Below are 25,200 nucleotides of genomic sequence, written 5' to 3' on the forward strand. Positions count from 1 at the left end.
TTAAATTGTTATCCGGAACCCTACTATAGCCCCCCGCATTTTTCCATAGCGTCTTGTTGCGCGGCTTGCTACGCTGGTGTTCCATCAGCTGCTTAAACAATGAGCCGTAAACATGAACCATCCATTTATCATGTTGTCGGAAAGCTGAGTAATCCATTAATATGGATTTAAATGATTTGAGCACACGAATAGGGGGGGATGTGCTAGTTAATATATTATCCGGACAACCACGCGCCGCGAGCGTTCGTTGGTTAGGTGCTACCGTATTGTTCACGCTGTTCAGTTCGCCGGCATGGGCCTTTTCTATTGATGATGTCGCCAAGCAGGCGCAGGATCTGGCGGCGAAAGGTTTCGAAGCCCCGAAGAGCAACCTTCCTTCTCAGTTCCGCGAGATGAAGTTCGCAGACTATCAGCAGATTCAGTTCAATCACGATAAAGCCTATTGGAGCAAGCTGAAAACCCCTTTCAAGCTTGAGTTTTATCATCAGGGGATGTACTTCGATACGCCGGTGAAAATCAACGAAGTCACCTCCACCAGCGTAAAACAGATCAAGTACAGCCCAGATTACTTCAACTTCGGTTCGGTCAAACACGACCCTGAATCGGTGAAAAATCTCGGTTTTGCCGGCTTCAAGGTGCTTTATCCGATCAACAGCGCCGACAAAAACGATGAGATCATGAGCCTGCTGGGCGCGAGCTATTTCCGCGTGGTGGGTAAAGGGCAGGTTTACGGGCTTTCCGCTCGCGGCCTGGCTATCGACACCGCTTTGCCGTCCGGCGAAGAGTTCCCGCGTTTTCGCGAATTCTGGGTTGAACGTCCGAAGCAGGGCGACAAGCACCTGGTGATCTACGCGCTGCTGGATTCCCCGCGTGCCACCGGCGCTTACCGCTTCACGGTGATCCCGGGCCGCGACACCACCGTGGACGTCGAGTCTAAAGTGTTCCTGCGCGACAAGGTGGGTAAACTGGGCCTGGCGCCGCTGACCAGCATGTACCTGTTCGGGCCGAACCAGCCGTCACCGACGCTGAACTACCGCCCGGCGTTGCACGATTCCAACGGTCTGTCTATCCATGCCGGCAACGGCGAGTGGATCTGGCGTCCGCTGAACAATCCTAAACACCTGTCCGTCAGCACCTATACCGTTGAGAATCCGAAAGGCTTCGGTCTGCTGCAGCGCGGTCGCAACTTCAAAGAATATGAAGATCTGGACGATCGTTACGATCTGCGTCCGAGCGCCTGGATCGAACCAAAGGGCGACTGGGGCAAAGGCAAGGTCGAGCTGGTGGAGATCCCGACGGCGGATGAAACCAACGACAACATCGTCGCGTTCTGGACGCCGGATACCTTGCCGGAAGCCAAAAAGCCGCTGACGCTGAGCTACCGCCTGAACTTCACCCGCGATGAAGACAAGCTGCATTCGCAAGACATCGCCTATGTGGCGCGGACTATGCGTTCGACCGGTGACGTGAAGCAGTCCAACCTGATTCGCGAGCCAGACGGCAGCGTGGCTTTCCTGGTCGACTTCGTTGGCCCGGTGCTGAAAGGACTGGATGCCAATACCCCGGTCGCCTCTCAGATCAGCATCGGCGACAATGGTGAAATGGTAGAAAACAACGTCCGCTATAACCCAGTGACCAAAGGCTGGCGCCTGACGGTGCGTCTGAAAGTGAAAGACGACAAGAAGCCGGTAGAAATGCGTGCGGCGCTGGTCAATGGCGATAAGACTCTGTCGGAAACCTGGAGCTATCAGCTACCTGCCAATGAATAAGCCTACTCAACCCGCCCAGGATTATCTTGCGGCGTTGCCTCTGACCGCTGAGCGGTCAGAGGCGCTCAACCCTCAAACGGCGGATGACGCTCAGGCTCTGGAGGCGCTCCATCGGCAGATGGGCGCCGCCGACGCCAACGTCAATAGCCTGTCGGCGGATGACGTGGCGCTGGCCTCGGTCAAACCGCGTATCGAAAACGCCTGGCCGGATGCGGTCAGCGATGACGACTTCGATACCGACGCCGAAGGGCGTGCCATTCTGAAGGCGACGCCGCCGATCAAACGCACCACCATGTTCCCGGAAGCCTGGCGCACCAACCCGGTGGCGCGCTTCTGGGATTCTCTGCTGGGGCGTTCGCCGCACAATCGGCACGCCACCAAAGAGGAAGCCGCGGCCGAGAACCGCTGGCGTGTCGTCGGCTCCATGCGCCGCTATGTGCTGCTGGTGCTGATGCTGGTGCAGACCGGCATCGCCACCTGGTACATGAAAACCATCTTGCCTTATCAGGGCTGGGCGCTGATCGATCCTATCGCCATGTTGGATCAGGATCTGATGCAGTCGGTCCTGCAACTGCTGCCGTATGTGCTGCAAACCGGCATTCTGATCCTGTTCGCCGTGCTGTTCTGCTGGGTCTCGGCCGGTTTCTGGACCGCGCTGATGGGCTTCCTGCAGTTGCTGATCGGCAAGGACAAATACAGTATTTCCTCTACCATCAAGGGCGATGAGCCGATCAACCCGGCGCACCGCACCGCGCTGATCATGCCGATCTGCAACGAAGACGTCGAACGCGTGTTCGCCGGCCTGCGTGCGACCTATGAGTCCGTCGCCGCGACCGGTCAGCTGGAACACTTCGATATCTACGTGCTGAGCGACAGCTACGATCCGGACATCTGCGTGGCGGAGCAAAAGGCGTGGATGGAGCTGTGCCGCGATGTCGACGGCCACGGCCGCATCTTCTATCGCCGCCGCCGCCGCCGCGTAAAACGCAAGAGCGGCAACATCGACGACTTCTGCCGTCGTTGGGGCGGTGAGTACAGTTACATGGTGATCCTGGATGCCGACAGCGTGATGAGCGGCGAATGCCTCACCGGGCTGGTGCGTTTGATGGAAGCCAACCCGAACGCCGGCATCATCCAGTCGGCGCCGAAGGCGTCCGGTATGGATACCCTGTATGCGCGCGTGCAGCAGTTCGCCACCCGCGTTTACGGGCCGTTGTTCACCGCCGGCCTGCATTTCTGGCAGCTGGGTGAGTCACATTACTGGGGCCATAATGCCATCATCCGCGTGAAGCCGTTTATCGAGCACTGTGCGCTGGCGCCGTTGCCGGGCGAGGGCTCCTTCGCCGGTTCAATCTTGTCGCACGACTTCGTTGAAGCGGCGCTGATGCGCCGCGCCGGCTGGGGCGTGTGGATCGCTTACGATCTGCCGGGCAGTTACGAAGAGCTGCCACCAAACCTGCTGGACGAGCTGAAACGCGACCGCCGCTGGTGCCACGGCAACCTGATGAACTTCCGCCTGTTCCTGGTGAAGGGGATGCACCCGGTGCACCGTGCGGTGTTCCTGACCGGCGTGATGTCTTACCTGTCGGCGCCGCTGTGGTTCATGTTCCTGGCGCTCTCCACCGCATTGCAGGTGGTGCATACGCTGATGGAACCGCAATACTTCCTGCAGCCGCGGCAGCTGTTCCCGGTCTGGCCACAGTGGCGGCCCGAGCTGGCGATTGCACTGTTCTCCACCACGCTGGTGCTGCTGTTCCTGCCGAAGTTGCTCAGTATTGTGCTGATCTGGGCCAAGGGCGCGAAAGAGTACGGTGGGGCGTTCCGCCTGTTCATTTCGATGCTGATGGAAATGCTGTTCTCGGTGCTGCTGGCGCCGGTGCGCATGCTGTTCCATACCGTGTTCGTAGTGAGCGCCTTCCTCGGTTGGGAAGTGGTGTGGAATTCTCCGCAGCGTGACGATGACGATACGCCTTGGGGTGAAGCGTTCCGCCGCCATGGCTCGCAGATGTTGCTGGGCCTGGTGTGGGCCGGCGGCATGGCGTGGCTGGATCTGCGCTTCCTGTGGTGGTTGGCGCCGATCGTGTTCTCGCTGATCCTGTCACCGTTCGTGTCGGTGCTGTCGAGCCGCGCAACGCTGGGCATGAAGAGCAAACGCGCCAAGCTGTTCCTGATCCCGGAAGAGTACAACCCGCCGCGCGAGTTGCTGGCGACGGAAGAATATCTGCATCTCAACCGCAACCGCGCGCTGACCAACGGCTTTATGCATGCGGTGGTCAACCCATCCTTCAACGCGCTGGCGACGGCGTTGGCGACGGCGCGTCACCATCTGCGTGCGACGCTCGATCGCAACCGCGAGGAGCGGGTGAACGAAGCGCTGCAGCTGGGGCCGGAGAAACTGGTGAAGGGCAAACGTCTGGAGCTGCTGAGCGATCCGGTTACGTTGGCTCGTTTGCACCAGCGCGTTTGGCTGTTGCCGGAAGGCGCCGCCTGGCGTGAGCACTATCAGCAGTTGCCGCACAACCCGCTGGCGCACCCAACGGGCCGGCGTTAATCGCTGAACGGCAACGCTCAAACGGGGAATGCGCATGGCGCGTTCCCCGTTTTTTTTACCTTTTGCTTACGCGCGCCGATGCCGGTGGAGAAAGGGAACTGTGATAGACTGCGGCCGATGCGTTGTTCACTCGCGAAACAACCCTTTGCTCAGAGTCAATGTCGTGAAGCTCTCTTCCTACCTTCGGCTGGCCTGCGTGGCGGCCGGCGTGATGGCCCTAACCGGTTGCGGCAGCATCATCAGCCGCACCATGCCCGGCGCGGGGCATGGCCACCAGTACTATCCCGGCGTGCAGTGGGATTTGCGCGATACGCCCTGGCGTTACGTCACGGTGATAGATGTGCCGTTGTCGATGGTGGTGGACACCTTTATGCTGCCGTTCGATGCGCAGCACGGCCCCTATGAATAAACCTGCTCAGCGGGTGGCGAACACCACCAGCTGATAGCCTTTCTGCCCACAGTGGAAAGGTGCCAGCGCCGTCATGCCCAATCCTTGCACGTGAGCGGCCAACGAATGCGGATTGTCGTCGTCGATAAACAGCGCGCCCACGTCGTAGTCATGACTGGTGTGCGCTTTGACGGCGGCGTAGAGGCGTTTCAGCACGCCTTTGCCGCGCCAGGCGGCGTCGAGGCAAACCGGGCCGTAGAGAAACACCCGCTGCTCACTCAGCGCCCGCCCGGCGAAGGACTGCGTGGCGAGCGTCGTCAGCATCGCATCCACCACCGGCGGCCGAGGTTGCATGTCGGCGGGCATCAGGCAAACAAACCCTGCCAGTTGGCCCTCCTGTTCGGCCACTAGTATGCCGATGCCGCGGTTGATCGCCGTCAGCTGCGCCTCATTCATGCGCGATACGATAAATCCCTGTCGTTTTTGGCGCTCGTCGAGCGCTTCCGGCACGTTTTCCCCCTGCAGCTGCAAAATGGCGGGGTAGTCGGTAGAGCGGGCCCGGCGGATAATCATGCTGCCTCCTTGGCGATAAAAACGTGGTGCGGGTTAACGTTCATCCCATTCATCGGCCGCGGCTTGGCCTTCTTCGGTATCCAGCGGCGGCTCGAGCTGGAAGTCGCCTTCTTCCCATTCATACAGGGTATTTTCGTCTATCCACTCGGCGGTGATTTCCACCTCGTCGTAGTCCCCGTCGAAGATCGCCTGTGCCGCCGCACCGCTGCGCAGCGTCAGGCATTCCACCGCTTCACCCTCTTCTTCGAAGAACTCCGCCTGCCACATCGTGTCGCCATCCTGCATCACGTACTTTTGCAGATTGAACTGCTGCGGCACCGGCGGTTCGTCACCGCTGCCGCCTTCGGCGGTGTCGAGAAACTCTTCGCGTGCGGCCTCGATGGCTTCTTCCAGGGTTGCATACAGGCTCATGTTCGCCTCCGTTGACAATGAGAATAAAGCGTCCGGCGTGCTGCCGGCGCGGTGGGGAAAAACGTCAAAACTAATTGTTGTCTCACTGGCGCAGGATGCAAATTTTTTTGTTGTCCGCTCTGCGACGACGGTTGTCCGCAAAGCGGGAGAAGCAGGCGCGGAGACGGGAAATAATGACGGTATCGTTCACTCAGGCATCAGGAGAAGCCCATGTTAATCGACCCTTCAAGCAAATACCGACCGTTCCCGCCGGTTACGTTACCGGATCGCCAGTGGCCTGCGCGCACGCTGCGGCAGGCGCCGCGCTGGTGCTCCAGCGATCTGCGCGACGGCAACCAGGCGCTGGCGGAGCCGATGGATAACGCGCGCAAGCGCGAATTCTATCAATTGTTGTTGCAGTGCGGTTTCAAAGAGATTGAGGTGGCTTTCCCTTCGGCGTCGCAAACGGATTTCGATTTTGTGCGCACGCTGATCGACGAGCAACTGATCCCGCACGACGTCACGATTCAGGTGCTGACGCAGTCGCGCGACGATCTGATCGATCGTACCTTCGAGGCGCTGCAGGGTGCGCCACGGGCTATCGTGCATCTGTACAACGCCACGGCGCCGATGTTTCGCGACATCGTGTTCCGCCAGGATAAGGCCGCTACCGTGGCGCTGGCGGTGAACGGCGCGCGGCGCATTCGCCGGCATTGTGAGGCTCAGCCCGATACCGCCTGGTGCTTCGAGTATTCGCCGGAAACCTTTTGTTTTACGGAATTAGAGTTCGCGCTGGAGATCTGCGAAGCGGTGGCGGAGGTGTGGCAACCGGGGCCGCAGCGGCCGATAATTATCAACCTGCCGGCGACGGTGGAAGTGAGTACACCCAACGTGTATGCCGATCAGATTGAATGGTTCTGCCGCCATTTCAGCCGTCGCACCGATGTGGCGATCAGCGTGCATCCGCATAACGATCGCGGTACCGGCGTGGCCTGCGCGGAGCTGGCGCTGTTGGCCGGCGCCGATCGGGTCGAAGGCTGCCTGTTCGGCAACGGAGAGCGTACCGGTAACGTCGATCTGGTTACGCTGGCGTTGAATCTTTATACCCAGGGCGTGGCGCCGGGCCTGGACTTCAGCCGCCTGAAACAGGTGGTGGAAGTGGTGGAACAGTGCAATCAGCTGCCGGTGCATCCTCGCCATCCTTATGCCGGCGAATTGGTGTTTACCGCCTTCTCCGGTTCGCATCAGGATGCGATCAAGAAAGGTTTCGCCGCGCAACGCCAGCGACAAGATGGCTGGTGGCAGGTGCCTTACCTGCCGCTCGATCCCGCCGATGTCGGCTGCAGCTATGAGGCGGTGATCCGGGTTAACAGCCAGTCCGGCAAAAGCGGCGCCGCCTGGCTGTTGGAGCAGAACCATGGGCTGGCGTTGCCGCGCGGTTTGCAGATTGATTTCAGCCAGGTGGTCCAGCGGGCGACCGACGGCAGCGGTAAGGAAATGAGCGTCGCGCAGCTGTGGCGCTTATTCCGCGACACTTACGGGCTGGTGGAGCAGCCGTGCTTGCAGCTGTTGAGCTACCAGACGGAAAGTCACGGGGTAGAGGCCTACAGTTTCAACGCGAGAGTCGCCTGGCAGGGGGAGACACTGCGGTTGCAGGGCGCTGGCAACGGCCTGCTTTCCAGCGCGGTGGATGCGCTGCGCCAACGCTTCGGCTTGCCGTTGGCGATCGAGGATTACCACGAGCACACGTTGGGGCATCAGAGCGACAGTCGAGCGGTGGCCTATATCCGCTGTGCGCTGCCGCACGGTGAGGCGAGCTACGGCGTTGGCATCGACGTCGACTCCGCCAGTGCTTCGCTGCAGGCGCTGTTCAACGTTGCCGGGCGCTATCTGGTGTCAACGTCGGCGCGGCCCGGCTGAAATAGTCGCTGGGCGCGACCCCCAGCACTCGGCGAAACATGGCGCTGAACGCGCTGGGGCTGTCATAGCCGAGATCCAGCGCCACTTCCAACACCGAGCGGCCGGTCGCCAGCGCGTTCAGCGCCGCCAGCAAACGGGCGCGTCGCACCCAATCGGCAAAATGCAGCCCGGTTTCTCGCTGGAAGCGCCGCGACAGGGTGCGTCCGCTGACGCTGAGCTGAGCGGCCGCCTGTTCCAGCGTCCAGGGCTGCGCCAGCGTGGCCTGAATATGGCGGCACAGGGCAAGCAGCGAGGCCTCACGTGGTTCGGGCAGGTGCAGCGGCAGGCTCGGCAGCACCCGTAATTCATCCAGAATCAACTCCATGATGCGCTCGTCACGCCCGCCGCTGGGGTAGCCGGACGTAATCTCCATCGCGCTGATAATCAGCTCGCGCAGCAGCGGCGACACCTGCACCACCTGGCACTGAGCCGGCAGATCGGCGCGCGCCAGCGGATCGACAAACAGCGTCCTGGCCGCCACCTGGCCGGTGATGCGCAGGCTGTGCACCACTTTCGCCGGTACCCAGACGCCGCGGCCGGGTGGCACCACCCAACTGCCGAGCCGGGTGGTGACCTGCACCACGCCGCTCAGGCTGTGGATCAGCTGCGCGCAGTTATGGTAGTGCTCCGGCTCGCTGTCGCCGTGGCGATAATCCCTGGCTAACGGCCGGATGGGCTGATCGGGCGGCAGAACGTCGTGAAACAACAGCATTGTAAGCAGTCTCCGCACGGCAAAAGGGGAAATGACAGGATGCCATGCGGCGCTGTTTCACACCAGTCTGTGGCGTGGTACGGCAAAATAGTTTATAAAATGATATTATATAATTTTATATATTGATGGAGGGGCAATGGATATTGACGCGATGCGCAAGGCGGCGGCGCAGGCCGGCGCGATGCTGCGCACTCTGGGTAACGAAGATCGGCTGCTGCTGCTGTGCCGGCTCAGTCAGGGCGAGATGGCGGTGAGCGAGCTGGCGCAGGCGCTGGATATCCGCCAGCCGACGCTGTCCCAGCAGCTTGGCGTACTGCGGGAGGAAGGGTTGGTGTCCACCCGGCGCGCCGGCAAGCAGATTTACTATGCGGTGGCCGATGCTAAAGCGTTGGCGCTGCTCCACACCCTGTATCAACTTTATTGCCCGCAACCGGAGAACCGCGATGACCATTGACTGGCCACACTTCACGCCTTATTCCGCGCTGGCGGGAGGGGCTATTATCGGCGGCGCGGTGGCGCTGCTGCTGCTGTTCAACGGCCGGATCGCTGGCATCAGCGGCATTACCGGCGGTGTCTTGAGTGCCGCTGGCTGGGAGCGGGGCTGGCGCGCCGCATTTATTGGCGGGTTGCTGCTCTCGCCTTGGCTGTATGCTGCCGCTGCGACTTTGCCGTCCGGTGAGATCGCGGTCGGCAACGGCGGGCTGGCGGCCGCAGGGCTGTTGGTGGGATTGGGCACTCGATTGGGCAGCGGTTGCACCAGCGGGCACGGCGTATGCGGCGTCGCACGGTTGGCGCCGCGTTCGCTGGCCGCCACGGCGGTGTTTATGCTGCTGGGCTTTATGACCGTGTGGTTGATGCGCTACCTGGCGGGAGGTTGAGAATGCTTAAAACGCTGTTGGCGCTGCTGAGCGGCATCATTTTCGGTCTGGGGCTGATCGTCGCCGGCATGGCCAATCCGGCCAAAGTGTTGGCGTTTCTCGACGTTACCGGCGTGTGGGATCCCTCGCTGGCGTTGGTGATGGCGGGTGCGATCGCGGTGGCGGCGCCGGCCTTCCTGTGGGCGAGGCGACGCGAGCGTAGCCTGTTGGGGGAAACGCTGCAGATCCCGGCCGCCGGGCGTCTAGATCGTCGTTTGCTGGCGGGCAGCGCACTGTTCGGCATCGGGTGGGGTATCGCGGGTATTTGCCCCGGTCCAGCCTGGGTGTTGGCCGGGGCGGAGATAAGCCGGGTATGGCCGTTCCTGCTGGCGATGCTGGCGGGTATGGCGCTGTATGACGTTATCATGAGGAGGAGGAGTACGTGTCGATAGCCAAAGCGGTGTTGCGCATCGCGCGCCCGACCGATCGGTTGCAAGAGATTGCTACGCTGTATTGCCGCGGGCTTGGTTTCGAAAAGCTGGGTGAGTTTGTCGATCATCAGGGGTTTGACGGCATGATGATTGGGCATCCGCAGCATGCCTACCATCTGGAGTTCACGCAGCATCGTGGGGTGCGGGTCGGGCAGGCGCCGACGCAGGATCATCTGCTGGTATTTTATCTGCCGGATGAGAACGAATGGCGGGCTGCGTGTGAGCGGATGCAGGCGGCAGGGTTTTTATCGGTCGCCGCCTATAATCCCTATTGGGATCGGGCGGGGCAAACCTTTGAAGATCCTGATGGCTATCGGGTGGTATTGCAACATCAGGCTTGGCAGGCATAAAAAAACCGGCGCATCGAGCGCCGGTTTGCGAGATAAAACGGGGTATCCGTCAGACGTTGGTCGCCGGTTTTTGCGCGCTCTTGGACTGGGTATTTTCCAGCATGCGGCGAATCGGCACGATCAGCACAATAAGCACGGCGGCGCAGATCAGCAGCGCGATGGAGCAGCGAGCGAACAGATTCGGCAGCATATCCAGTTGGTCGGCCTTGACGTGACCGCCGATCAGACCGGCCGCCAGGTTGCCCAACGCGCTGGCGCAGAACCACAGCCCCATCATCTGACCGCGCATTCTCTCCGGCGCCAGCAGCGTCATGGTGGCCAGCCCGATCGGGCTCAGGCACAGCTCACCCAGCGTCAGCATCAGGATACTGCCTACCAGCCACATCGGCGATACGCCGGCGCCGCCGTTGCTCAGCACATTCTGCGCGGCCAACATCATCAGGCCAAAACCACCGGCGGCGCACAGGATGCCGATCACGAACTTGGTGATGCTGCTCGGACGCACGTTATTGCGCGCCAGTGCAGGCCAGGCCCAGCTGAAGACCGGTGCCAGCAGGATGATGAACAGGGCGTTGATCGACTGGAACCACACCGCCGGGATCTCGAAGTCGCCGATCATGCGATTGGTGTAATCGTTGGCGAACAGGTTAAACGAGGTCGGTTTCTGTTCAAACGCTGACCAGAAGAACGCGGCGGAGATCAGCAGGATGAAGCACACCAGCAGGCGTGCGCGCTCTTTGCGGCTCAGGCCGGCAAAGGCGAACAGATAGATGAAGTACAGGGTGACCGACGCGGCGATGACGTACACTAGCACGCTGGCCACCTCGACCGGGTTGATAACGATCGTGCCCTGAGCGATCAGCACGATGGCCGCCACCAGGATGGCCGCCAACGCCAGCAACCAGGCACCGACGCCTTTTTTCTTCGCGACCGGGCTGTTCCAGGTGGAGTCCAGGCCCACTTCGCGATCATAGCGTTTCATCGCCGGGACGGCGAACACCCGGAAGATCACCAGCGCTACCAGCATCCCGATACCGCCGATGCCGAAGCCCCAGTGCCAGCCGTGTGACTTAATCAGCCAGCCGGAGATCAGCGGGGCGATGAACGAACCGATGTTGATGCCCATGTAGAACAGCGAGAAGCCGCCGTCGCGACGCGCATCGCCTTTCTTGTACAGCGTGCCGACCATCACCGAGATACAGGTCTTGAACAGGCCTGAACCGAGCACGATGAACATCAGACCGATGAAGAACAGGTTGGTGCCCATCACTGCGGACAGGGCGATCGACAGGTGGCCGAGCGCGATCAGGATCGAACCGTACCAGACGGCCTTGCGTTGGCCGAGCCAGTTATCTGCCAGCCAGCCGCCCGGCAGCGCCGCCAGGTACATGCTGCCGGCGAAGATGCCGACGATCGCCGACGCGTTCTCACGCGCCAGGCCCAGGCCGCCGTCGTACACGGTGGCAGCCATAAACAGGATCAGCAGCGGACGGATGCCGTAGAACGAGAAGCGCTCCCACATTTCGGTGAAGAACAAAGAACCCAGTGGATAGGGATGGCCGAAGAAGGTCCGGCTTTCTGACTTATTGACAGAGGATTGCATAACGATTTCCCAATAAAAGGCGCTGCAAGGCTGCAGCCCGTACTGTGGTATGTATGTGTATTTAATGAAGGCGATCCGCCCAATGCGGATTACCCGACAAACACCGCGGCTGCAACGCTGATAAACCGTGGAAAGCGTGCTGACCTTTTCTTCACTTGGCCGATGCTTCACATCTGGCGTGATATTATTTAACCATTTGATAACTGGTCGTTGGTTTTGTCTAGTACCTGTATCCCATTTTTTAGACGAAAAGTCGACAAGCATCTCCTTTTCTGGTTTTTCTGTTGGTTATGACAGGAATATGATTGACAGCGGGTTTTATGCGCTGAAAGTTAATTAATTGTTGATAAACAAGATGTTGAGATAAGAATGTTCTGAGCGGGGCGAAAGTTCACAGGCCTGAAGGAAGCATTATTAAAAGTAGGGGAAACGCGCCGTTGATCTGACCAACGGCGGAAAGTGGCGATAAATGCAGCTATGACTCTTCCTGCAGCGTGTCTTCCCGCCTATAGCCCGGCCGTCGCCGCAGACACCACCAGGAATAACCGGCGTTGAACAGCACCACCAGCGCGGTGACCGCGAAGACCGCGCGAAAACCGTAGCCGGCGGAGATTGCGGCGCCGAGCAGCGGGCCGCTGACGTTGCCAACATCGCGGAACGACTGGTTGTAGCTGAAAATACGGCCGGCCACCTGATTGGTGCAGTTGTAAATCAACAACGTCTGTACCGCCGGCAGCAACGCGCCGTCGGCCGCCCCCAGCAGAAAACGCAGTACCCCGAGCTGCCACGGCGTCTGCACGAACGCCATCGGGATCAGTAACAGCACCGAGACGATCAGCATAAAGACCAGAATGCGTTCCGGGCCAATGCGATCGCCCAGCTTGCCCAGCCGCGGGGCGCTCATCAATGCCGCGACGCCGGGCACTGAGGCGATAAGCCCGCTGATAAACGCCAGATTGTGGGTGGCGCCGGCCAGATCGCGCACATACAGCGTCAGGATCGGCGCAATCGAGCCGGTGGCGATCTGGATGATCATGGTGGTGACAAACAGGCTGAGCACCAGTTTCGGGTTCTTCAGCGAGGCGAACACCTGTTTTGCGTGCAACATGTCGCGTTTTTGCACCGGGGTAAATTGTTCTTTGACATACAGCAGCGTCAGTACGAAGCAGACGAATAACACTGCGGCGGTGATATAAAACACCGGGCGCAGGCCGTACAGATCGGCTAACAAACCGCCGATCAATAGGCCTATCAGCGCACCGCCGACGCCGCCGGTAGACAGGGTGCCGAGCGCCCAGCCGCTGCGGTTGCGCGGCACCTGGGTGGCGATCAGCGCGTTGGCGTTGGGAATGAACCCGCCGAGCAGCCCCAGCACCGCACGCAGCGCGAGAAACTCCCAGACCGTTTGCGCCATGCCCATCAGCGCCATGACGATCGCCATACCGAGCGCTGAACGCAGCAGCATCAGTTTGCGGCCGCGTCGGTCTGCCAGGGCGCCCCAGAACGGCGCGGCGATAGCGGAAAACAGGAAGGTGATGCTGAACAGCAGACCGGACCACATGTTGAGCGCCTGATGGCCGGTAACGCCCAGCGTCTCTACGTACAGCGGCAGAAACGGCATCACCAGGCTGAAGGCGGCGCCGGTGAGAAAACATCCCAGCCAGGCGACGAAAAGGTTGCGTTTCCAGTTAACGGGTTCTGCTGCCGAAGCCATAAATGCCCACTGCCGAAAGGTGACGCGTTTTGCCAGCGGCAAGATGAAGGGGCAAAACGTGAAAGTTAGCCTGGTAAGTATGCGCCGCAAGCGCAGCGACGGCAAACGAGGGGACAAAGATTGGGCGAAAAATGAAATAAAGTTTTAAAAATGACGTTTAAACCTTATTCCGCGCTTAGCGCGCGGAATTTACAGCGTTTTATAGTCCGGTCAGCGCCTCGAAACCGGCGGCGGTGGTGGTGGCGCTAAAGTCGGTGACCTCGTAGTGGGCTACGGCGTTGAAGGGATCTTCGGCCAGGATGGCGTCTAACTGCGCACGGTCAATGCCCTTGGCCAGGATCACGCCGCCGGTGCGGGGATTCTTACGGCCGGAGGCGATGAAGGTACCGTCCTGAAAATATTTTTTAAGCCAGGCGATGTGGCCTTCAAGGTGGCTGTCGACGTCGGCGATCGGGCGATGGTAGGTCAGGCTGACAATGTACATAACGGCTCCAGGGTGGGCGGCAAAGGCTTTACCATCCCACCCTCGCCGTCGATTCTCAAGAGGCGCGCAATAAAAAACCCGCCGGTGGCGGGTTGGCTTGATCAGTAGAGCGAAGGCTCGCCTTCCGGGCGGGTCTTGAAGCGGCGATGCAGCCACATATATTGGTCCGGCGCCATCAGGATCTCTTTCTCCACCACTTTGTTCATAAAGGCGGCGGCCTCGAGTTCGTTATCCAGCGGGAAGTTTTTCACCGCCGGTTGCATGATCAGCTCATACCCTTTGCCGTCCGGCAGGCGGCGCGGGGTGAACGGAACGATCGCCGGTTTACCCATCCGCACCAGCACGTAGCTGCCGGTGGTGGTGGCAGCCTTGTCCACCGCGAACAGCGGCACGAAAACGCTGCTGCGCGGGCCGTAGTCGTGATCCGGCGCATACCAGATGATATCACCCTGTTTCAGGGCGCGGATCATGCCTTTGATGTCTTTGCGGTCCAGCATCGATTTGTTGGAACGCATGCGGCCCCAGGTTTGCAGCCAGTCCATCAGCTTGTTGTCGTGCGGGCGGTAAACGCCGATGCCCGGGTTGTGAATGCCGAAGATGCGCGCGCCCAGCTCCAACGTCAAAAAGTGCAGGCCAATCAGCAACACGCCCTGCTGGTTGTCGCGCGCTTGTTGGATGTGCTCCAGGCCACTGACCTTGAACCAGCGCTCGATGCGCCAGTTGGGCCAGAACCACGCCATGCCGGTTTCAAACAGCCCCATGCCGACCGATTCGAAATTCTTTACCACCAGCGCATCGCGTTCGGCCTGCGGCATGTCGGGAAAACAGAGCTCGAGGTTGCGTTGGGCGATAGCGACGCGTCGCTTGAGAAAGCGCATGGAAAATCGCCCAATCGAGGTGCCGAGCCAGTAGATGACGGGGTAAGGCAGCAACACCAGCAGGTACAGCAAGCCGATGCCGACCCAGGTCAGCCAATAGCGCGGATGCAATAAGGAACGATTGAAAGTAGGAACTTGAGTCATGGGTTCTCTGTTTGAATACGGTTGTTTAAGTGTAATGACAGAGTCATCGCATGGTCTGGCAGCCGGGTGAGCTCGGCGGCAAGGTTCGTTTCTGCCGTTTGTTTGCGACTATTGTGGCATTTTTCTGGCGATCCGGGAAAACACAACGCATTAAAATCCCTCTTTGGGCGTTAAATATGCATCGAATGCCGAATTTTTCCACAATCTTTCCTGCCAAAGATAATGGCGATATTATTACTGGTAATTATTCAGAGGGTAAATATTTTGGCACCATGGATCAGTGCGGGGCTGCTGGTTTTGGGCGCGACGGTCGGCAGCGTTGGCGCGCATCTGCAGGTGAACGCGATATTGGCGCTCGCCGGCGTGATGATGGCGCTCGGCATAGTGGCTTCTGCGTTTACCGAAGGCGACGGACACTGAACGGGGCGCTGGCGCCAGGGCTGCGCGGCGGCGGTTTTTCGGGTATGATATGCGCCGCGCGCGGGCCGGCAGGCGGCGCGCGATAATCAGTCACCTCCCGAAAGACAGGAAAGTACACCATGCCAGTGTTACATAACCGAATTTCTAATGAGGAACTGAAGGCGCGCATGCTGGCGGAAACCGAGCCGCGCACCACAGTTTCTTTTTACAAATACTTCTCCATCGACGATCCCAAAGCGTTTCGCGACAGCCTGTACGTTCAGTTCGAAAAACTGAAGGTGTTCGGCCGCATCTACGTGGCGAAAGAGGGCATCAACGCGCAGATCAGCGTGCCGCAGCATCACTTCGACGCGTTCAAAGCCGCGCTGTTCGCCTCGCACCCGGCGCTGGATCAGGTACGCCTGAATATTGCGCTCGAAGACGATGGCAAATCCTTCTGGGTACTACGCCTCAAGGTGCGTGAGCGCATCGTGGCCGACGGCATCGATGACGAGAGCTTCGACCCAAGCAACGTCGGCGAGTATCTGCAGGCCGATCGCGTCAATCAGATGATAGACGATCCGAATACGGTATTCGTCGATATGCGCAACCACTATGAGTACGAAGTCGGCCATTTCGAAAACGCCATTGAGGTGCCGTCGGATACCTTCCGCGATCAGCTGCCGATGGCGGTGGAGATGCTGCAGGACAGTAAAGACAAGAATATTGTCATGTATTGCACCGGCGGCATTCGCTGTGAAAAAGCCAGCGCCTATATGCTGCACAAAGGCTTTAAAAACATCTACCACGTGGAAGGCGGGATTATCGAGTACACCCGCAAAGCGAAAGAACAGGGGTTGCCGCTGAAGTTTATCGGCAAAAACTTCGTGTTCGATGAGCGTATGGGTGAGCGCATCTCCGACGATGTGATCGCCAACTGCCACCAGTGTGGAGCGCCGTGCGACACCCATACCAACTGCAAGAACGACGGTTGCCATCTGCTGTTCATTCAGTGCCCGAGCTGCGCCGCCAAATTTGAAGGGTGCTGTAGCGAGATTTGCCGCGAAGAGCTGAAGCTGCCGCGCGAAGAGCAACGCGCGCGCCGTGCCGGCCGTGAAAACGGCGTCAAGATCTTCAATAAGTCAAAAGGCTTGTTGCAGACTACGATGCACATTCCGGCACCGGAAGAAGAAGGCCCAGCCCGCTGAGTCTGAGGAAATGAGAAGCCCGGCCGCCAAACCGGGCTTTTTTTTATTTATTTCTCGCGTACGCCTTCTACGGAGATAATCAGCTCAACGTCTTGCGACGCCGGGCCCAGATCGGTGGTGATGCCGAAATCTTTCAGCTTGATCTTACCGTTGGCCTCAAAGCCGGCGCGGTAGCCGCCCCACGGATCGTTGCCCTGGCCAATCAGTTTGGCGTCCAGCGTAACGGGCTTGGTCACGCCGTTCAGCGTCAGGTTGCCGACCACCGCATAACCGTCGCCGCTTTTTTTCACTTCGGTGGATTCAAACTTGGCTTGCTTGTTCTTCTCCACGTTGAGGAACTCGGCGCTGCGCAGGTGCTTGTCGCGCTCGGCGTGGTTGGTGTCGACGCTGGCGGTATTGATGGTCACGTTGACCTTGTCCTTGGACGGATCTTTTTCGTCGAAGGTGAAGCCGCCGTCGAAGTCTTTAAAGCTGCCATACAGCCAGCTGTAGCCCAGGTGCTGGATGCGGAACTCGATAAAGGCGTGCTGGCCCTGTTTGTCGATCTTGTAGTCCGCCGCCAGTGCGGAACCGGCGCTCAGCAGCAGGGCGCCTGCGGTCAGGCCCAATACGGTCTTTTTCAACATAGCAATCTCCATAAATCCAAAGGTTAATCGGCGCTGCTACCCAGCATCCGTTTCAAAGTGACATCACGATCGATAAAGTGATGTTTAAGCGCGGCCAGCCCGTGCAGTACCGAAAGCACTACCACGGCCCAGGCCAGGTAAAGGTGTATGGCGCCGGCGGTGTCGGCCTGTTCCGCCATGCCGGTGACGGTGGCGGGCACGTCGAACCAGCCGAATACGCTGATCGGTTGGCCGTCGGCGGTCGAGATCAGATAGCCGCTGATCAGAATGCCGAACAGCACGGCATACAGCGCCAGATGCGCGAGAATAGCGCTGACGCGAGTGAGGCGACCATAGCTGGCCAGCGGCTTGGGTGGCGGCGAGACAAAGCGCCAGATCACGCGGATCACCATCACGATGAACAGCAGCGTGCCAATGCTTTTGTGGATCTCCGGCGCCTGATGGTACCAGACGTCGTAATAGCCCAGCGTAACCATCCACAGACCGAGTGCGAACATGCCGTACACCGTCAGCGCCACCAGCCAGTGGATTAACACTGACACATGGCCGAAACGATCGGCGGTATTTTTCCAGAGCATCCTGTTTCCTTCGATTACCGATTGGCTGGCTGCAATAATTAAACTTTAGGAAACATAAAATCAATAATAAATTTAACTATGTTACTTCTTAGAAATATTAGTCAGTGAATTTGTTTGAGATGTTCGGGCTTCATCAGATAAATCGTTGAAGATGATATTATTTCCCTCATGGGGTGGTTGTGCTAGTTGTTGAAAATTAGGCTTATTATCTATTAATGTCAGCTTTTGTCATTTTACGTAAATCGTCCATGAGTTGCTCGGTGGAATTATTTGTTGGCAAACGTTATGACTATTTCTTGCGGCAAAGAGCAGGGCGGAAAGATTAATTTTTTCGAACGGTTAGGCGAAATCCTCTGCGGCGTGACGGTGGACTTTGCTACCATTAGCGCCAAGAGTCGGCTCTTGGTGGCCGGTTAACCCAGTGAAATAACAAGGAAACGTCATGGGCCGAACCCGTGTGACCGACAGTAGCCTGCGTCTGGCCGTCCTGCTGGCGATGTTGGTGATCATTTTGGCCGGGGTGAAAGCCGCCGCCGACATCGTGGTGCCGTTTTTGCTGGCGGTGTTCCTCGCCATGGTGCTGAACCCGCTGGTGGCGATGCTGGAACGCCGACGAGTGCCGCGTATCGTCGGGGTGACGCTGCTGGTGACGGCGGTGATCGTGGTCGTGATGCTGTTTATCGGCATGCTGGGTGCTTCGCTGAACGAGTTCGCCCGCTCGCTGCCCCAGTACCGCGGCATGATGATCGAGAAGCTGCGCGAGCTGCAGCATTACGCCGATCGCTTCAATATCAGTCTCTCCAGCGAAGCGATGCTGCAGTATGTCGATCCCAGCGCGGCGATGAATCTGGTCACCCGCATGCTGGGGCACCTGTCTGGCGCCATGACCAACGTCTTCCTGCTGCTGATGACCGTGGTGTTTATGCTGTTCGAAGTGCAACTGCTGCCGTATAAGCTGCAGCAGGCGCTGGATAAGCCGAACGAGGGGCTCGCCGCGGTGCGGCGGGCGCTGGACGGCGTGACACGTTATCTGGTGATTAAAACCATCATCAGCCTGGCCACTGGGGTGATCGTCTGGATCTTCCTGGCGGCGGTCGGCGTGCGTTTTGCCTTTATCTGGGGGCTGCTGGCGTTTCTGCTTAACTACATTCCCAACATTGGCTCGGTATTGGCCGCCATTCCGCCGCTGATTCAGGCGCTGTTGTTCAACGGATTGGGTGATGCGCTGGTGGTGGCGGGTGGCTTTATCGCTGTCAACATGGTGATCGGCAATATCCTCGAGCCGCGCGTGATGGGGCGCGGGCTGGGGCTGTCGACGCTGGTGGTGTTCCTGTCGCTGATCTTCTGGGGCTGGCTGCTCGGCCCGGTGGGCATGCTGCTGTCGGTGCCGCTGACGATCGTGGCGCGCATCGCGCTGGAGACCACCGAAGGCGGCTATCGGCTGGCGGTTATCCTGGGGGACGGTCGCCCGCCGCACCAGCCTCCGGCGGCGCCGGAGTGAGGAATATTTTGCCACTTACGCCGGGCTGGGCGGCGTGGTGCAGCGCCGCTGCGTACTGAGGCAAAGGATAAATCGCGGCGGGTGGGCGCAGCGCCAGCTGGCCGCGCCGCAGCAGCTGGAATAGCTGATAAAACGCCGTCTGCCATTGCGCCGGTGCCGCCTGTGCGTTCCATTTGCGCAAGTGGAACAGCGAAGCCCGCAGCTTTAACTCGTCCACCACGCGCTGCCAGTCTACCTGGCGGCCGCTAAGCAGGCCCAGCGCCACAAAATCGCCGCCGGTGCGGACCGCCCGCGCCAACTGCAATCCGTCTTCGCCGCCGATGCAGTCGATGGCCGCACGGGCGCCAAAATTCGTCATTTCCACCAGCTGCGACGCTTCGATAACGCGCCAGGCGCCGGCGGCCAGTAACGCCTGGCGATGAGCGGTGTTGCGCACCACGACCGCCAGACGAATGCCGCGCAGCGCCGTCATCTGCGCCAACAGCAGGCTAACGGCGGAACCGCCGCCGTTGAGCAGCAGTAAGTCGCCGGCGTTGAGCGGCAGCCATTGCGTCAACAGCACCCAGCAGGTGAGCGGGTTGATATAGATTTGCGCTGCGCAGGCGTCGTCGATGTCGTCCGGCACCCAGATCACCCGATCTTCAGGCAGCGTGACGAACGTTTGCCAACTGCCGTTACCCGCTACCGCCAGCGCGCGGCGGCCCGTTGAATGCCCATTCTGCGGGTTGACGACGACGCCCACGCCTTCATATCCCGGCACCTGAGGAAGGGCGATGCGGTGCGCGTATTGGCCGTGGATCGGGATCAGATCGGAAGGGTTGATCGGGGCATAGCGCATCTGCAATAACCGCTGTCCGGGGCGCAGCAGCGGTCTGCTCATCTGCTGCAATTCCAGCACCTGGGCGGGATCGCCGAAGCGGTTGAAGCTCAATCGGGGAAATAACGGCGGCATGGATTACATGACGAAGAAGAAATAGACATCCAACGCCAGCAGCACTAGCCACAGACACAGGTACAGCACCAGGTGCTCACGCACGTTGTTGACGATAGCCGCCAGTATTCGGTTTAACATTTCAGCTGCCTGAAGAAAGGGACCTTTGATTATAGTCCTTTTCTCGGCGTCTTTTACAGCGCGCCGCGCGTGAGTGCGGGAAGAGAGGCGATAAAAAAGCCTGCGTTATCGCAGGCTTGAGGTTACACGGCCAGCAGCGCCAGCGGCGTCGAATTTGTTGGCGTGCTCGGCGGGTAGAAATAGCGCAGCACGTTATACAGCGAGTAGAACTCCAGCCGGTTGCGCGCGTTGATCTTCTCCGTGATGTGACGCTTGTGCACGTACACCGTATGCGAGCTGATTTGCAGCTTTTTCGCGATGCGGTAGTTGGGCATCTCCGCCATCCAATATTTCATCACCGTCAGTTCCTGCGGACTGAACAAGGAACGCTCTTCGCCGTCATCGGCCAGCGCCAGCGGATTTTCGCGCAGCGTGCGTAAAGTGAGTGGCAGAATGCTTTTATTGAACAGAAAGGCGTTATCGGCGATGCGCATTGGCGTTTCGCTGTAAGGGTAAGGCGTATCGAGATAGATAAACAGCAAGGCAGACTGGCTGGCTTCCATAAACGCCAGCAGCTGCGCGTCTGCTTCGTTATAACGGCACTGGTTGCTGAGGTTCACCAGAATGTGGCTCGGCTGAAAGCTGGCCAACAGCGGCGTAGCGTATTCAATGCTGTGGCAGCACTTGATCGTCGTAATCCCACTATCAGCAAAGTAGCTGGCTATACCGACCCGGGTGAAGCAGCATTCGTCCACGACAAGTAGTTTCATGGTGACGTCCTTGTTGAAAGCCGATGGAGCATATCTTCTGTAAAATAGGACTTACACTGCAAGTGTTCAATTCGGAAATTCAAATGCTGAATATAAGAAATTTCCGTTATCAGGATTTTTACTTGGTATTTAAAAGAGTTAGCAGGTTAATAAATTGTAACCGCTAAATTTTGCTGTCCAGGGCACGACGGCAACCTGGACAGAGAAATCCTTCGCTTAGCTAAATCGTTTCAGACCAAAGCTGGAGACGTCGACCGGCGGCGCTTTGTCCTGCGCGAACAGCGCGGCAATCTCACCCAACGCGCTGGCGAACTTGAAGCCGTGGCCGCTCAATCCGCTGATGACCATCAGGCGATCGCAATCCGGCAGCGTATCGATAATAAAGTCTTCGTCGGGGCTCATATCATAACTGCAGGCTTCGCCGTGTAAACATACGCCTACACCCGGTAAAAATTGCCGCAGGAAGGAGAAAACTTCCGTGCCGTCGCTGGCGTAGCTGCCGAAGGGTTTGCGCTGCTCGGGGGCATCCATCGGCTGGCCGCCGTCGTGCTTGCCTACTTTCAGGCCGTCGTTATCCGCCGGGAAACCGTAATAGTGCGTGCCGTCTTGCGCTTCGACGGTAAAGGCCGGGAAACGATTGTTCACGCTGTAGCGGCCATCTGCCTGATGCCAGGAGAAGACTTTGCGCAGTGGCGCGACGGGTAACTGCGGCAACAGCGCTTTGACCCAGGTACCGGCGGTGATCACCGCTTTTCGCGCCGTGAAACGCCCTTCGCCGGTGATGACCTCAACGCCGCCATCGATAGGCTCCACCGCGCTGACCGGGCAGTTGAACAACTGGCTGCAGCCGGCTTCTTTTGCTAGCTTGATCAGAGTGGCTATCGCCAGCTCAGCATGCAGGAAGCCGGCGTCGGGCTCGAACACGCCGACATAACCTTCCGGGGCCCGGAATTCCGGCCAGCGTTGAGCGATCTGTTCGGCGCTGAGGGTTTGCGCATTCAGACGGAATGTTTGCGCGCTCTGCTGAGCATTGCGAATGAAGTCGGAGTGCTGCGGCCCCAAATTGAGGACGCCGCACGACTGAAACAGTTCCTCGCCGGATTGTTGAATCAGCGCATTCCACAGCGCCTGGGCGCGTAGCACCAGCGGCACGTACTTTTCGCCTTCGCCGTAAGCGTGACGGATGATGCGGGTATCGCCGTGATGGCTGCCGTTGCGGTGCGGGGGAATGGCGCTGTCGATCATCAGCACTTTCAAGCCGGCCCGCGTGGCGTAATAGCCTGCCGCTGCGCCGACGGAACCGCTGCCCACCACAATCAAATCATATTCCACGTACCCACCCTCTCTGATAGCGATTTCTTATCGCCCCATGATAAAAGGTTGGCGGGCGCAATGCACTGATTGAACGATGAAAGGCAAAGAAAAAGGCGCCGGGAATGGTCGCGGCGCCTTAGGGGGTAGGAGACGATAAATCAATGTTTTCTGCGATCAAGATCCTGGTAATCCGTAGCTTCAATCTTGGCGATGCCGGCTTCTAAGATATTGATTAATTGACGGGCGACATCTGTAGTCAGCCAAAGCGTTCGGTCTACTTGGGCTTCTTCGGGCGTTTGGTCTAGTGAAGACAGGTAATGAAGGCGTATCATCATGGCGTCGTAAACGTCGACAGTACTGATATCCCAACCGACAAGCGGGTGCGTCTGAATTACTTCATCATTTCTGTCCATAAAGACCCCTTATTGAGTAGTAACTACCGTGAGTGACTAACGAGGATCAATGCGGCTCATCATCATGAGAGCAATTACAGTATACGCATCCGCTTTCATCGGTGGAGGGGGTTGTCACCGAAATTTGCAAAATAAATATTTATTTGAACAATTATTCTACAAATTTGCAGGTGCAGCAGTGGACGAGTCAAGCGCAGCGCGTTATTCCGCGTCGGCAGGTGGCGATGCACCATGCAGACATTTTTCCAGCTCTTCGGCCAAATGGGCGAAATGCTTTTGCGTTTCGGCATCACGATTCTGGCTGTGCGATTCCAGCTTCAGGCTGTGGATCAGCCGTTGGTTGGCTTTGTCATCCAGGCTGAAGGCCAGATAAGAGAAAGCTACTTCCAGTACGTTCAAGCGCCTTTTCTGATCGGCAATCAGCGCCAGCAGTTCGCCAAACGTCATTGCGTCTTCGGATTTCACCTTGTCCGGGGCCATGCTTACTCCTTTGCGTTAAATACAGCGCTGAGGCAGATTTTGTTTCAGAGTAAGGGTAAGCGATGAATGGGCAGGGCGCCAGAAACAAAAAAGCCGGAGAGCGACCCCCGGCAAAAACAGCATTGCAGTGTTATTCTGCGCTAAACCATTCGTCCGCGCTTTCCCAGGTTTCCTGAAGGATTTCCTCGATCAGATCCCGATCGGTTTTGGCGCCCCCCAGCACGGAGAGCCCGTTGGCGCCAGCATAACGTACATGAACGACGGCGTCTGGAAACTGGCGATTGACCCGTTTGCCCAGTTCACCGGTCAGCGCCTCAATGGCGCCCGACGGCAGCGGCCGGGTTTTATCTAGAGTGACTTCAACACGCATAATTGCCCCCGAAGCGATTTACTGTTTATTTATACAGTTAACCGAGTGCGAGGGCAAGAGGGCGATGCAAAAATATCAGTCTTTCAGCGACCAGTTCAGGGTTTCACCCGCCAGGAAGGGGATCACGGATTCATTGCCGAGGGTAATCTCTTCCGGTTGGGTGGTTGGCACGCGCTGCAGTTCGATGAAGTCTTCGTTGAGCGGCAGGCCATAGAAGCGTGGGCCGTTGAGCGAGCAGAAAGCCTCGAAGTGCTCCAGTGCGCCGAGCTGTTCGAAGACCGCTGCGTAAGCCGGGATGGCATTCGGCGCATTGAAGCAGCCGGCACAGCCGCAGCTGGACTCTTTGCGATGCTTGAGGTGCGGCGCGGAGTCGGTGCCGAGGAAGAAACGGTCCGAGCCGCTGGCAACCGCCTGACGCAGCGCTTCCTGATGGACGTTGCGCTTGAGGATCGGTAGGCAGAACAGGTGTGGGCGAATGCCGCCGACCAGCATGTGGTTGCGGTTGAACATCAGGTGTTGCGGCGTGATGGTGGCGCCGAGGAAACGGTTGCCTGCCTGCACGTACTGTGCCGCTTCTTTGGTGGTGATGTGCTCGAAGACGATTTTCAGCTCCGGGAAGTGACGGCGGATAGGCTCCATCACCTGTTCGATAAAGCGCGCCTCGCGGTCGAAAATATCGACGGCAGGATCGGTCACTTCGCCGTGGATAAGCAAAGGCATGCCGATTTTTTGCATCTGTTCGAACAGCGGATAAATGCCGGTCACGTCGCTGACGCCGTGGCTGGAGTTGGTGGTGGCGTTGGCCGGATACAGCTTGGCGGCGGTAAACACCCCTTGCTCGAAACCGCTGACCAGTTCACTGGCCGCCAAGGAGTTGGTCAGGTAACAGGTCATCAGCGGAGTGAAGTTGTGACCCTGCGGCACCGCCGCCAGAATTCGATCGCGGTAGGCGCGCGCGGCGGCCACGGTCGTCACGGGCGGAACCAGGTTCGGCATCACGATCGCCCGGCCAAATACCTGGCTGGTATAGGGCACCACCGTTTTCAGCATCTCATCGTCACGCAGGTGGATATGCCAGTCGTCTGGGCGGCGGATTTTCAGAACTTGAGGTTGTGCGGTCATCTAGCTAGGCTCCGGCGGTCAAATACGTCTAATGAAAAGCGAATAATGGGTTTATTCACGCCGGGGTGTAAGGATAAGCGGAAAGTGCCGCAGATGCATCTGTTTGTTGGCGACAAGTTGAAATCAACGGCGCAGCAGGCGCATAGTGACAAGGATTTCAACGATGCCGACGCCAATACCGTCGACTTTCATCAAGTGGAAAGGGAGAAAACAATGGAAGTACGCGTTATCGCCACCCTGCAAGCGAAAGCGGGATTTGAGGCCGCAGTCAGTGAAGCGGTGCACGACATTCTCGAGCCGAGCCGCCAGGAGCTGGGCAACCTGCAATATGATTTGCATCGCGATCTGGAAAAGCCGGGCACCTTCGTGTTCTTTGAGCGTTGGGCCAGCAGCGAAGCGCTGGATAAGCATAATGAGACGGCGCATTTTCAGCAGTTCGTCAGTCGACTTGACGGCAAGTTGGATGTTCTGGACATCAAGAAACTGAAAAAGATCGCCTGAGCTT

29 protein-coding genes are annotated in these 25,200 nt (G+C 58.7%); 12 read left to right on the forward strand and 17 right to left on the reverse strand.

Annotation, left to right across the window (positions count from 1 at the left end):
• The first annotated feature begins 200 nt into the window (after nucleotides 1–200).
• The 3 genes from mdoG (at nucleotide 201) to FOT55_RS08400 (ending at nucleotide 4,729) form a co-directional block, all read left to right on the forward strand.
• Nucleotides 201–1,769 carry a glucans biosynthesis protein MdoG gene (gene mdoG, locus FOT55_RS08390; protein ID WP_025302384.1) on the forward strand — a complete coding sequence of 523 codons (1,569 nt, stop codon included), beginning with the start codon at nucleotides 201–203 and terminating at the stop codon, nucleotides 1,767–1,769.
• Entirely contained in the window at nucleotides 1,762–4,320 is a 2,559-nt protein-coding gene (gene mdoH, locus FOT55_RS08395) for a glucans biosynthesis glucosyltransferase MdoH (protein WP_025302385.1), read from the forward strand. The genes mdoG and mdoH overlap by 8 nt, the downstream gene beginning before the upstream one ends.
• A 211-nt stretch (nucleotides 4,321–4,531) precedes the next feature.
• Nucleotides 4,532–4,729, forward strand: a complete 198-nt coding sequence (locus tag FOT55_RS08400; RefSeq protein ID WP_060433862.1) for a YceK/YidQ family lipoprotein — start codon at nucleotides 4,532–4,534, stop codon at nucleotides 4,727–4,729.
• Nucleotides 4,730–4,735: 6 nt separating this feature from the next.
• On the opposite strand, the gene FOT55_RS08405 is transcribed toward FOT55_RS08400, so the two are convergent.
• Both FOT55_RS08405 and FOT55_RS08410 read right to left on the reverse strand, forming a co-directional pair.
• Nucleotides 4,736–5,281, reverse strand: coding sequence for a GNAT family N-acetyltransferase (locus FOT55_RS08405; RefSeq protein ID WP_147823357.1), 546 nt, complete (start codon nucleotides 5,279–5,281; stop codon nucleotides 4,736–4,738).
• Between the two features lie 33 nt (nucleotides 5,282–5,314).
• Nucleotides 5,315–5,692: a MysB family protein gene (locus FOT55_RS08410; RefSeq protein WP_043141761.1), complete on the reverse strand. Its 378-nt coding sequence runs from the start codon at nucleotides 5,690–5,692 to the stop codon at nucleotides 5,315–5,317.
• A gap of 210 nt (nucleotides 5,693–5,902) precedes the next feature.
• On the opposite strand from FOT55_RS08410, the gene leuA reads away from it, so the two are divergent.
• Nucleotides 5,903–7,591, forward strand: a complete 1,689-nt coding sequence (gene leuA, locus FOT55_RS08415) for a 2-isopropylmalate synthase (RefSeq protein WP_147823358.1) — start codon at nucleotides 5,903–5,905, stop codon at nucleotides 7,589–7,591.
• Here leuA and FOT55_RS08420 read toward each other — a convergent pair.
• Nucleotides 7,542–8,342: an AraC family transcriptional regulator gene (locus tag FOT55_RS08420; RefSeq protein ID WP_060447411.1), complete on the reverse strand. Its 801-nt coding sequence runs from the start codon at nucleotides 8,340–8,342 to the stop codon at nucleotides 7,542–7,544. The two genes, leuA and FOT55_RS08420, sit on opposite strands and share 50 nt — an antisense overlap.
• 136 nt (nucleotides 8,343–8,478) lie before the next feature.
• Here FOT55_RS08420 and FOT55_RS08425 point away from each other — a divergent pair, with 136 nt between their 5' ends.
• From FOT55_RS08425 to FOT55_RS08440, 4 genes are read left to right on the forward strand one after another with little or no spacing between them, the layout of a single operon-like run.
• A complete protein-coding gene (locus FOT55_RS08425; RefSeq protein WP_033638023.1) occupies nucleotides 8,479–8,796 on the forward strand; it encodes an ArsR/SmtB family transcription factor in 318 nt (105 codons plus the stop codon).
• Nucleotides 8,786–9,220, forward strand: a complete 435-nt coding sequence (locus FOT55_RS08430) for a YeeE/YedE family protein (protein WP_049205117.1) — start codon at nucleotides 8,786–8,788, stop codon at nucleotides 9,218–9,220. The genes FOT55_RS08425 and FOT55_RS08430 overlap by 11 nt, the downstream gene beginning before the upstream one ends.
• A 2-nt stretch (nucleotides 9,221–9,222) precedes the next feature.
• Nucleotides 9,223–9,651 (forward strand): YeeE/YedE family protein, encoded by a 429-nt coding sequence (locus tag FOT55_RS08435; RefSeq protein WP_043141748.1) that lies wholly within the window; start codon nucleotides 9,223–9,225, stop codon nucleotides 9,649–9,651.
• On the forward strand, nucleotides 9,642–10,040 hold the full coding sequence (locus tag FOT55_RS08440; RefSeq protein WP_025302393.1) for a VOC family protein: 399 nt from the start codon (nucleotides 9,642–9,644) through the stop codon (nucleotides 10,038–10,040). Before FOT55_RS08435 ends, FOT55_RS08440 begins: the two co-directional genes overlap by 10 nt.
• A gap of 49 nt (nucleotides 10,041–10,089) precedes the next feature.
• On the opposite strand, the gene FOT55_RS08445 is transcribed toward FOT55_RS08440, so the two are convergent.
• From FOT55_RS08445 to FOT55_RS08460, 4 genes are all read right to left on the reverse strand, one after another.
• Nucleotides 10,090–11,643, reverse strand: a complete 1,554-nt coding sequence (locus FOT55_RS08445) for a peptide MFS transporter (protein ID WP_043141745.1) — start codon at nucleotides 11,641–11,643, stop codon at nucleotides 10,090–10,092.
• 475 nt (nucleotides 11,644–12,118) lie between these two features.
• Nucleotides 12,119–13,357, reverse strand: coding sequence for a multidrug efflux MFS transporter MdtG (gene mdtG / locus FOT55_RS08450; RefSeq protein ID WP_147823359.1), 1,239 nt, complete (start codon nucleotides 13,355–13,357; stop codon nucleotides 12,119–12,121).
• A 199-nt stretch (nucleotides 13,358–13,556) separates the two neighbouring features.
• Entirely contained in the window at nucleotides 13,557–13,841 is a 285-nt protein-coding gene (locus FOT55_RS08455) for a YciI family protein (RefSeq protein WP_025302396.1), read from the reverse strand.
• A gap of 101 nt (nucleotides 13,842–13,942) precedes the next feature.
• Entirely contained in the window at nucleotides 13,943–14,863 is a 921-nt protein-coding gene (locus FOT55_RS08460; RefSeq protein WP_147823360.1) for a Kdo(2)-lipid IV(A) acyltransferase, read from the reverse strand.
• Nucleotides 14,864–15,127: 264 nt separating this feature from the next.
• On the opposite strand from FOT55_RS08460, the gene FOT55_RS08465 reads away from it, so the two are divergent.
• Entirely contained in the window at nucleotides 15,128–15,283 is a 156-nt protein-coding gene (locus FOT55_RS08465; protein ID WP_225735595.1) for a histidine kinase, read from the forward strand.
• A 119-nt stretch (nucleotides 15,284–15,402) separates the two neighbouring features.
• Nucleotides 15,403–16,470: an oxygen-dependent tRNA uridine(34) hydroxylase TrhO gene (gene trhO, locus FOT55_RS08470; RefSeq protein WP_025302399.1), complete on the forward strand. Its 1,068-nt coding sequence runs from the start codon at nucleotides 15,403–15,405 to the stop codon at nucleotides 16,468–16,470.
• Nucleotides 16,471–16,517: 47 nt separating this feature from the next.
• On the opposite strand, the gene FOT55_RS08475 is transcribed toward trhO, so the two are convergent.
• Nucleotides 16,518–17,096 (reverse strand): YceI family protein, encoded by a 579-nt coding sequence (locus FOT55_RS08475; protein ID WP_016928208.1) that lies wholly within the window; start codon nucleotides 17,094–17,096, stop codon nucleotides 16,518–16,520.
• A gap of 23 nt (nucleotides 17,097–17,119) precedes the next feature.
• A complete protein-coding gene (locus FOT55_RS08480) occupies nucleotides 17,120–17,674 on the reverse strand; it encodes a cytochrome b (protein WP_004927830.1) in 555 nt (184 codons plus the stop codon).
• A gap of 442 nt (nucleotides 17,675–18,116) precedes the next feature.
• On the opposite strand from FOT55_RS08480, the gene FOT55_RS08485 reads away from it, so the two are divergent.
• A complete protein-coding gene (locus FOT55_RS08485; RefSeq protein ID WP_147823361.1) occupies nucleotides 18,117–19,175 on the forward strand; it encodes an AI-2E family transporter in 1,059 nt (352 codons plus the stop codon).
• Here FOT55_RS08485 and FOT55_RS08490 read toward each other — a convergent pair.
• From FOT55_RS08490 to pyrC, 8 genes are all read right to left on the reverse strand, one after another.
• A complete protein-coding gene (locus tag FOT55_RS08490) occupies nucleotides 19,123–20,127 on the reverse strand; it encodes a zinc-dependent alcohol dehydrogenase family protein (RefSeq protein WP_147823362.1) in 1,005 nt (334 codons plus the stop codon). The genes FOT55_RS08485 and FOT55_RS08490 overlap by 53 nt on opposite strands.
• 3 nt (nucleotides 20,128–20,130) lie before the next feature.
• Nucleotides 20,131–20,247 carry a DUF2770 family protein gene (locus FOT55_RS08495; RefSeq protein ID WP_004927822.1) on the reverse strand — a complete coding sequence of 39 codons (117 nt, stop codon included), beginning with the start codon at nucleotides 20,245–20,247 and terminating at the stop codon, nucleotides 20,131–20,133.
• A gap of 122 nt (nucleotides 20,248–20,369) precedes the next feature.
• Entirely contained in the window at nucleotides 20,370–20,996 is a 627-nt protein-coding gene (locus tag FOT55_RS08500; protein WP_025302402.1) for a LuxR C-terminal-related transcriptional regulator, read from the reverse strand.
• A 216-nt stretch (nucleotides 20,997–21,212) separates the two neighbouring features.
• Nucleotides 21,213–22,328 carry an N-methyl-L-tryptophan oxidase gene (gene solA / locus FOT55_RS08505; RefSeq protein ID WP_049205124.1) on the reverse strand — a complete coding sequence of 372 codons (1,116 nt, stop codon included), beginning with the start codon at nucleotides 22,326–22,328 and terminating at the stop codon, nucleotides 21,213–21,215.
• Nucleotides 22,329–22,468: 140 nt separating this feature from the next.
• Nucleotides 22,469–22,723: a biofilm formation regulator BssS gene (gene bssS / locus FOT55_RS08510; RefSeq protein ID WP_004927812.1), complete on the reverse strand. Its 255-nt coding sequence runs from the start codon at nucleotides 22,721–22,723 to the stop codon at nucleotides 22,469–22,471.
• A gap of 201 nt (nucleotides 22,724–22,924) precedes the next feature.
• Complete coding sequence (locus FOT55_RS08515; RefSeq protein WP_004927809.1) at nucleotides 22,925–23,203, reverse strand: hypothetical protein; 279 nt, start codon at nucleotides 23,201–23,203, stop codon at nucleotides 22,925–22,927.
• 130 nt (nucleotides 23,204–23,333) lie between these two features.
• A complete protein-coding gene (gene dinI, locus FOT55_RS08520; protein WP_043141722.1) occupies nucleotides 23,334–23,573 on the reverse strand; it encodes a DNA damage-inducible protein I in 240 nt (79 codons plus the stop codon).
• A 75-nt stretch (nucleotides 23,574–23,648) separates the two neighbouring features.
• Nucleotides 23,649–24,695: a dihydroorotase gene (gene pyrC, locus FOT55_RS08525; protein WP_043141719.1), complete on the reverse strand. Its 1,047-nt coding sequence runs from the start codon at nucleotides 24,693–24,695 to the stop codon at nucleotides 23,649–23,651.
• Nucleotides 24,696–24,908: 213 nt separating this feature from the next.
• On the opposite strand from pyrC, the gene FOT55_RS08530 reads away from it, so the two are divergent.
• Nucleotides 24,909–25,196 (forward strand): putative quinol monooxygenase, encoded by a 288-nt coding sequence (locus tag FOT55_RS08530; protein ID WP_025302406.1) that lies wholly within the window; start codon nucleotides 24,909–24,911, stop codon nucleotides 25,194–25,196.
• Nucleotides 25,197–25,200: the final 4 nt, after the last annotated feature.

Source organism: Serratia bockelmannii, assembly GCF_008011855.1.
In the GTDB taxonomy this organism is placed as follows: Bacteria; Pseudomonadota; Gammaproteobacteria; order Enterobacterales; family Enterobacteriaceae; genus Serratia; species Serratia bockelmannii.

Bases quoted from the DNA above. Each gene is read 5' to 3' on its own strand.
- mdoH (WP_025302385.1), top strand. From the start codon at position 1,762: ATGAATAAGCCTACTCAACCCGCCCAGGATTATCTTGCGGCGTTGCCT.
- FOT55_RS08400 (WP_060433862.1), top strand. From the start codon at position 4,532: ATGGCCCTAACCGGTTGCGGCAGCATCATCAGCCGCACCATGCCCGGC.
- FOT55_RS08405 (WP_147823357.1), bottom strand. From the start codon at position 5,281: ATGATTATCCGCCGGGCCCGCTCTACCGACTACCCCGCCATTTTGCAG.
- FOT55_RS08410 (WP_043141761.1), bottom strand. From the start codon at position 5,692: ATGAGCCTGTATGCAACCCTGGAAGAAGCCATCGAGGCCGCACGCGAA.
- leuA (WP_147823358.1), top strand. From the start codon at position 5,903: ATGTTAATCGACCCTTCAAGCAAATACCGACCGTTCCCGCCGGTTACG.
- FOT55_RS08420 (WP_060447411.1), bottom strand. From the start codon at position 8,342: ATGCTGTTGTTTCACGACGTTCTGCCGCCCGATCAGCCCATCCGGCCG.
- FOT55_RS08425 (WP_033638023.1), top strand. From the start codon at position 8,479: ATGGATATTGACGCGATGCGCAAGGCGGCGGCGCAGGCCGGCGCGATG.
- FOT55_RS08430 (WP_049205117.1), top strand. From the start codon at position 8,786: ATGACCATTGACTGGCCACACTTCACGCCTTATTCCGCGCTGGCGGGA.
- FOT55_RS08435 (WP_043141748.1), top strand. From the start codon at position 9,223: ATGCTTAAAACGCTGTTGGCGCTGCTGAGCGGCATCATTTTCGGTCTG.
- FOT55_RS08445 (WP_043141745.1), bottom strand. From the start codon at position 11,643: ATGCAATCCTCTGTCAATAAGTCAGAAAGCCGGACCTTCTTCGGCCAT.
- mdtG (WP_147823359.1), bottom strand. From the start codon at position 13,357: ATGGCTTCGGCAGCAGAACCCGTTAACTGGAAACGCAACCTTTTCGTC.
- FOT55_RS08455 (WP_025302396.1), bottom strand. From the start codon at position 13,841: ATGTACATTGTCAGCCTGACCTACCATCGCCCGATCGCCGACGTCGAC.
- FOT55_RS08460 (WP_147823360.1), bottom strand. From the start codon at position 14,863: ATGACTCAAGTTCCTACTTTCAATCGTTCCTTATTGCATCCGCGCTAT.
- trhO (WP_025302399.1), top strand. From the start codon at position 15,403: ATGCCAGTGTTACATAACCGAATTTCTAATGAGGAACTGAAGGCGCGC.
- FOT55_RS08475 (WP_016928208.1), bottom strand. From the start codon at position 17,096: ATGTTGAAAAAGACCGTATTGGGCCTGACCGCAGGCGCCCTGCTGCTG.
- FOT55_RS08480 (WP_004927830.1), bottom strand. From the start codon at position 17,674: ATGCTCTGGAAAAATACCGCCGATCGTTTCGGCCATGTGTCAGTGTTA.
- FOT55_RS08485 (WP_147823361.1), top strand. From the start codon at position 18,117: ATGGGCCGAACCCGTGTGACCGACAGTAGCCTGCGTCTGGCCGTCCTG.
- FOT55_RS08490 (WP_147823362.1), bottom strand. From the start codon at position 20,127: ATGCCGCCGTTATTTCCCCGATTGAGCTTCAACCGCTTCGGCGATCCC.
- FOT55_RS08495 (WP_004927822.1), bottom strand. From the start codon at position 20,247: ATGTTAAACCGAATACTGGCGGCTATCGTCAACAACGTGCGTGAGCAC.
- FOT55_RS08500 (WP_025302402.1), bottom strand. From the start codon at position 20,996: ATGAAACTACTTGTCGTGGACGAATGCTGCTTCACCCGGGTCGGTATA.
- bssS (WP_004927812.1), bottom strand. From the start codon at position 22,723: ATGGACAGAAATGATGAAGTAATTCAGACGCACCCGCTTGTCGGTTGG.
- FOT55_RS08515 (WP_004927809.1), bottom strand. From the start codon at position 23,203: ATGGCCCCGGACAAGGTGAAATCCGAAGACGCAATGACGTTTGGCGAA.
- dinI (WP_043141722.1), bottom strand. From the start codon at position 23,573: ATGCGTGTTGAAGTCACTCTAGATAAAACCCGGCCGCTGCCGTCGGGC.
- pyrC (WP_043141719.1), bottom strand. From the start codon at position 24,695: ATGACCGCACAACCTCAAGTTCTGAAAATCCGCCGCCCAGACGACTGG.
- FOT55_RS08530 (WP_025302406.1), top strand. From the start codon at position 24,909: ATGGAAGTACGCGTTATCGCCACCCTGCAAGCGAAAGCGGGATTTGAG.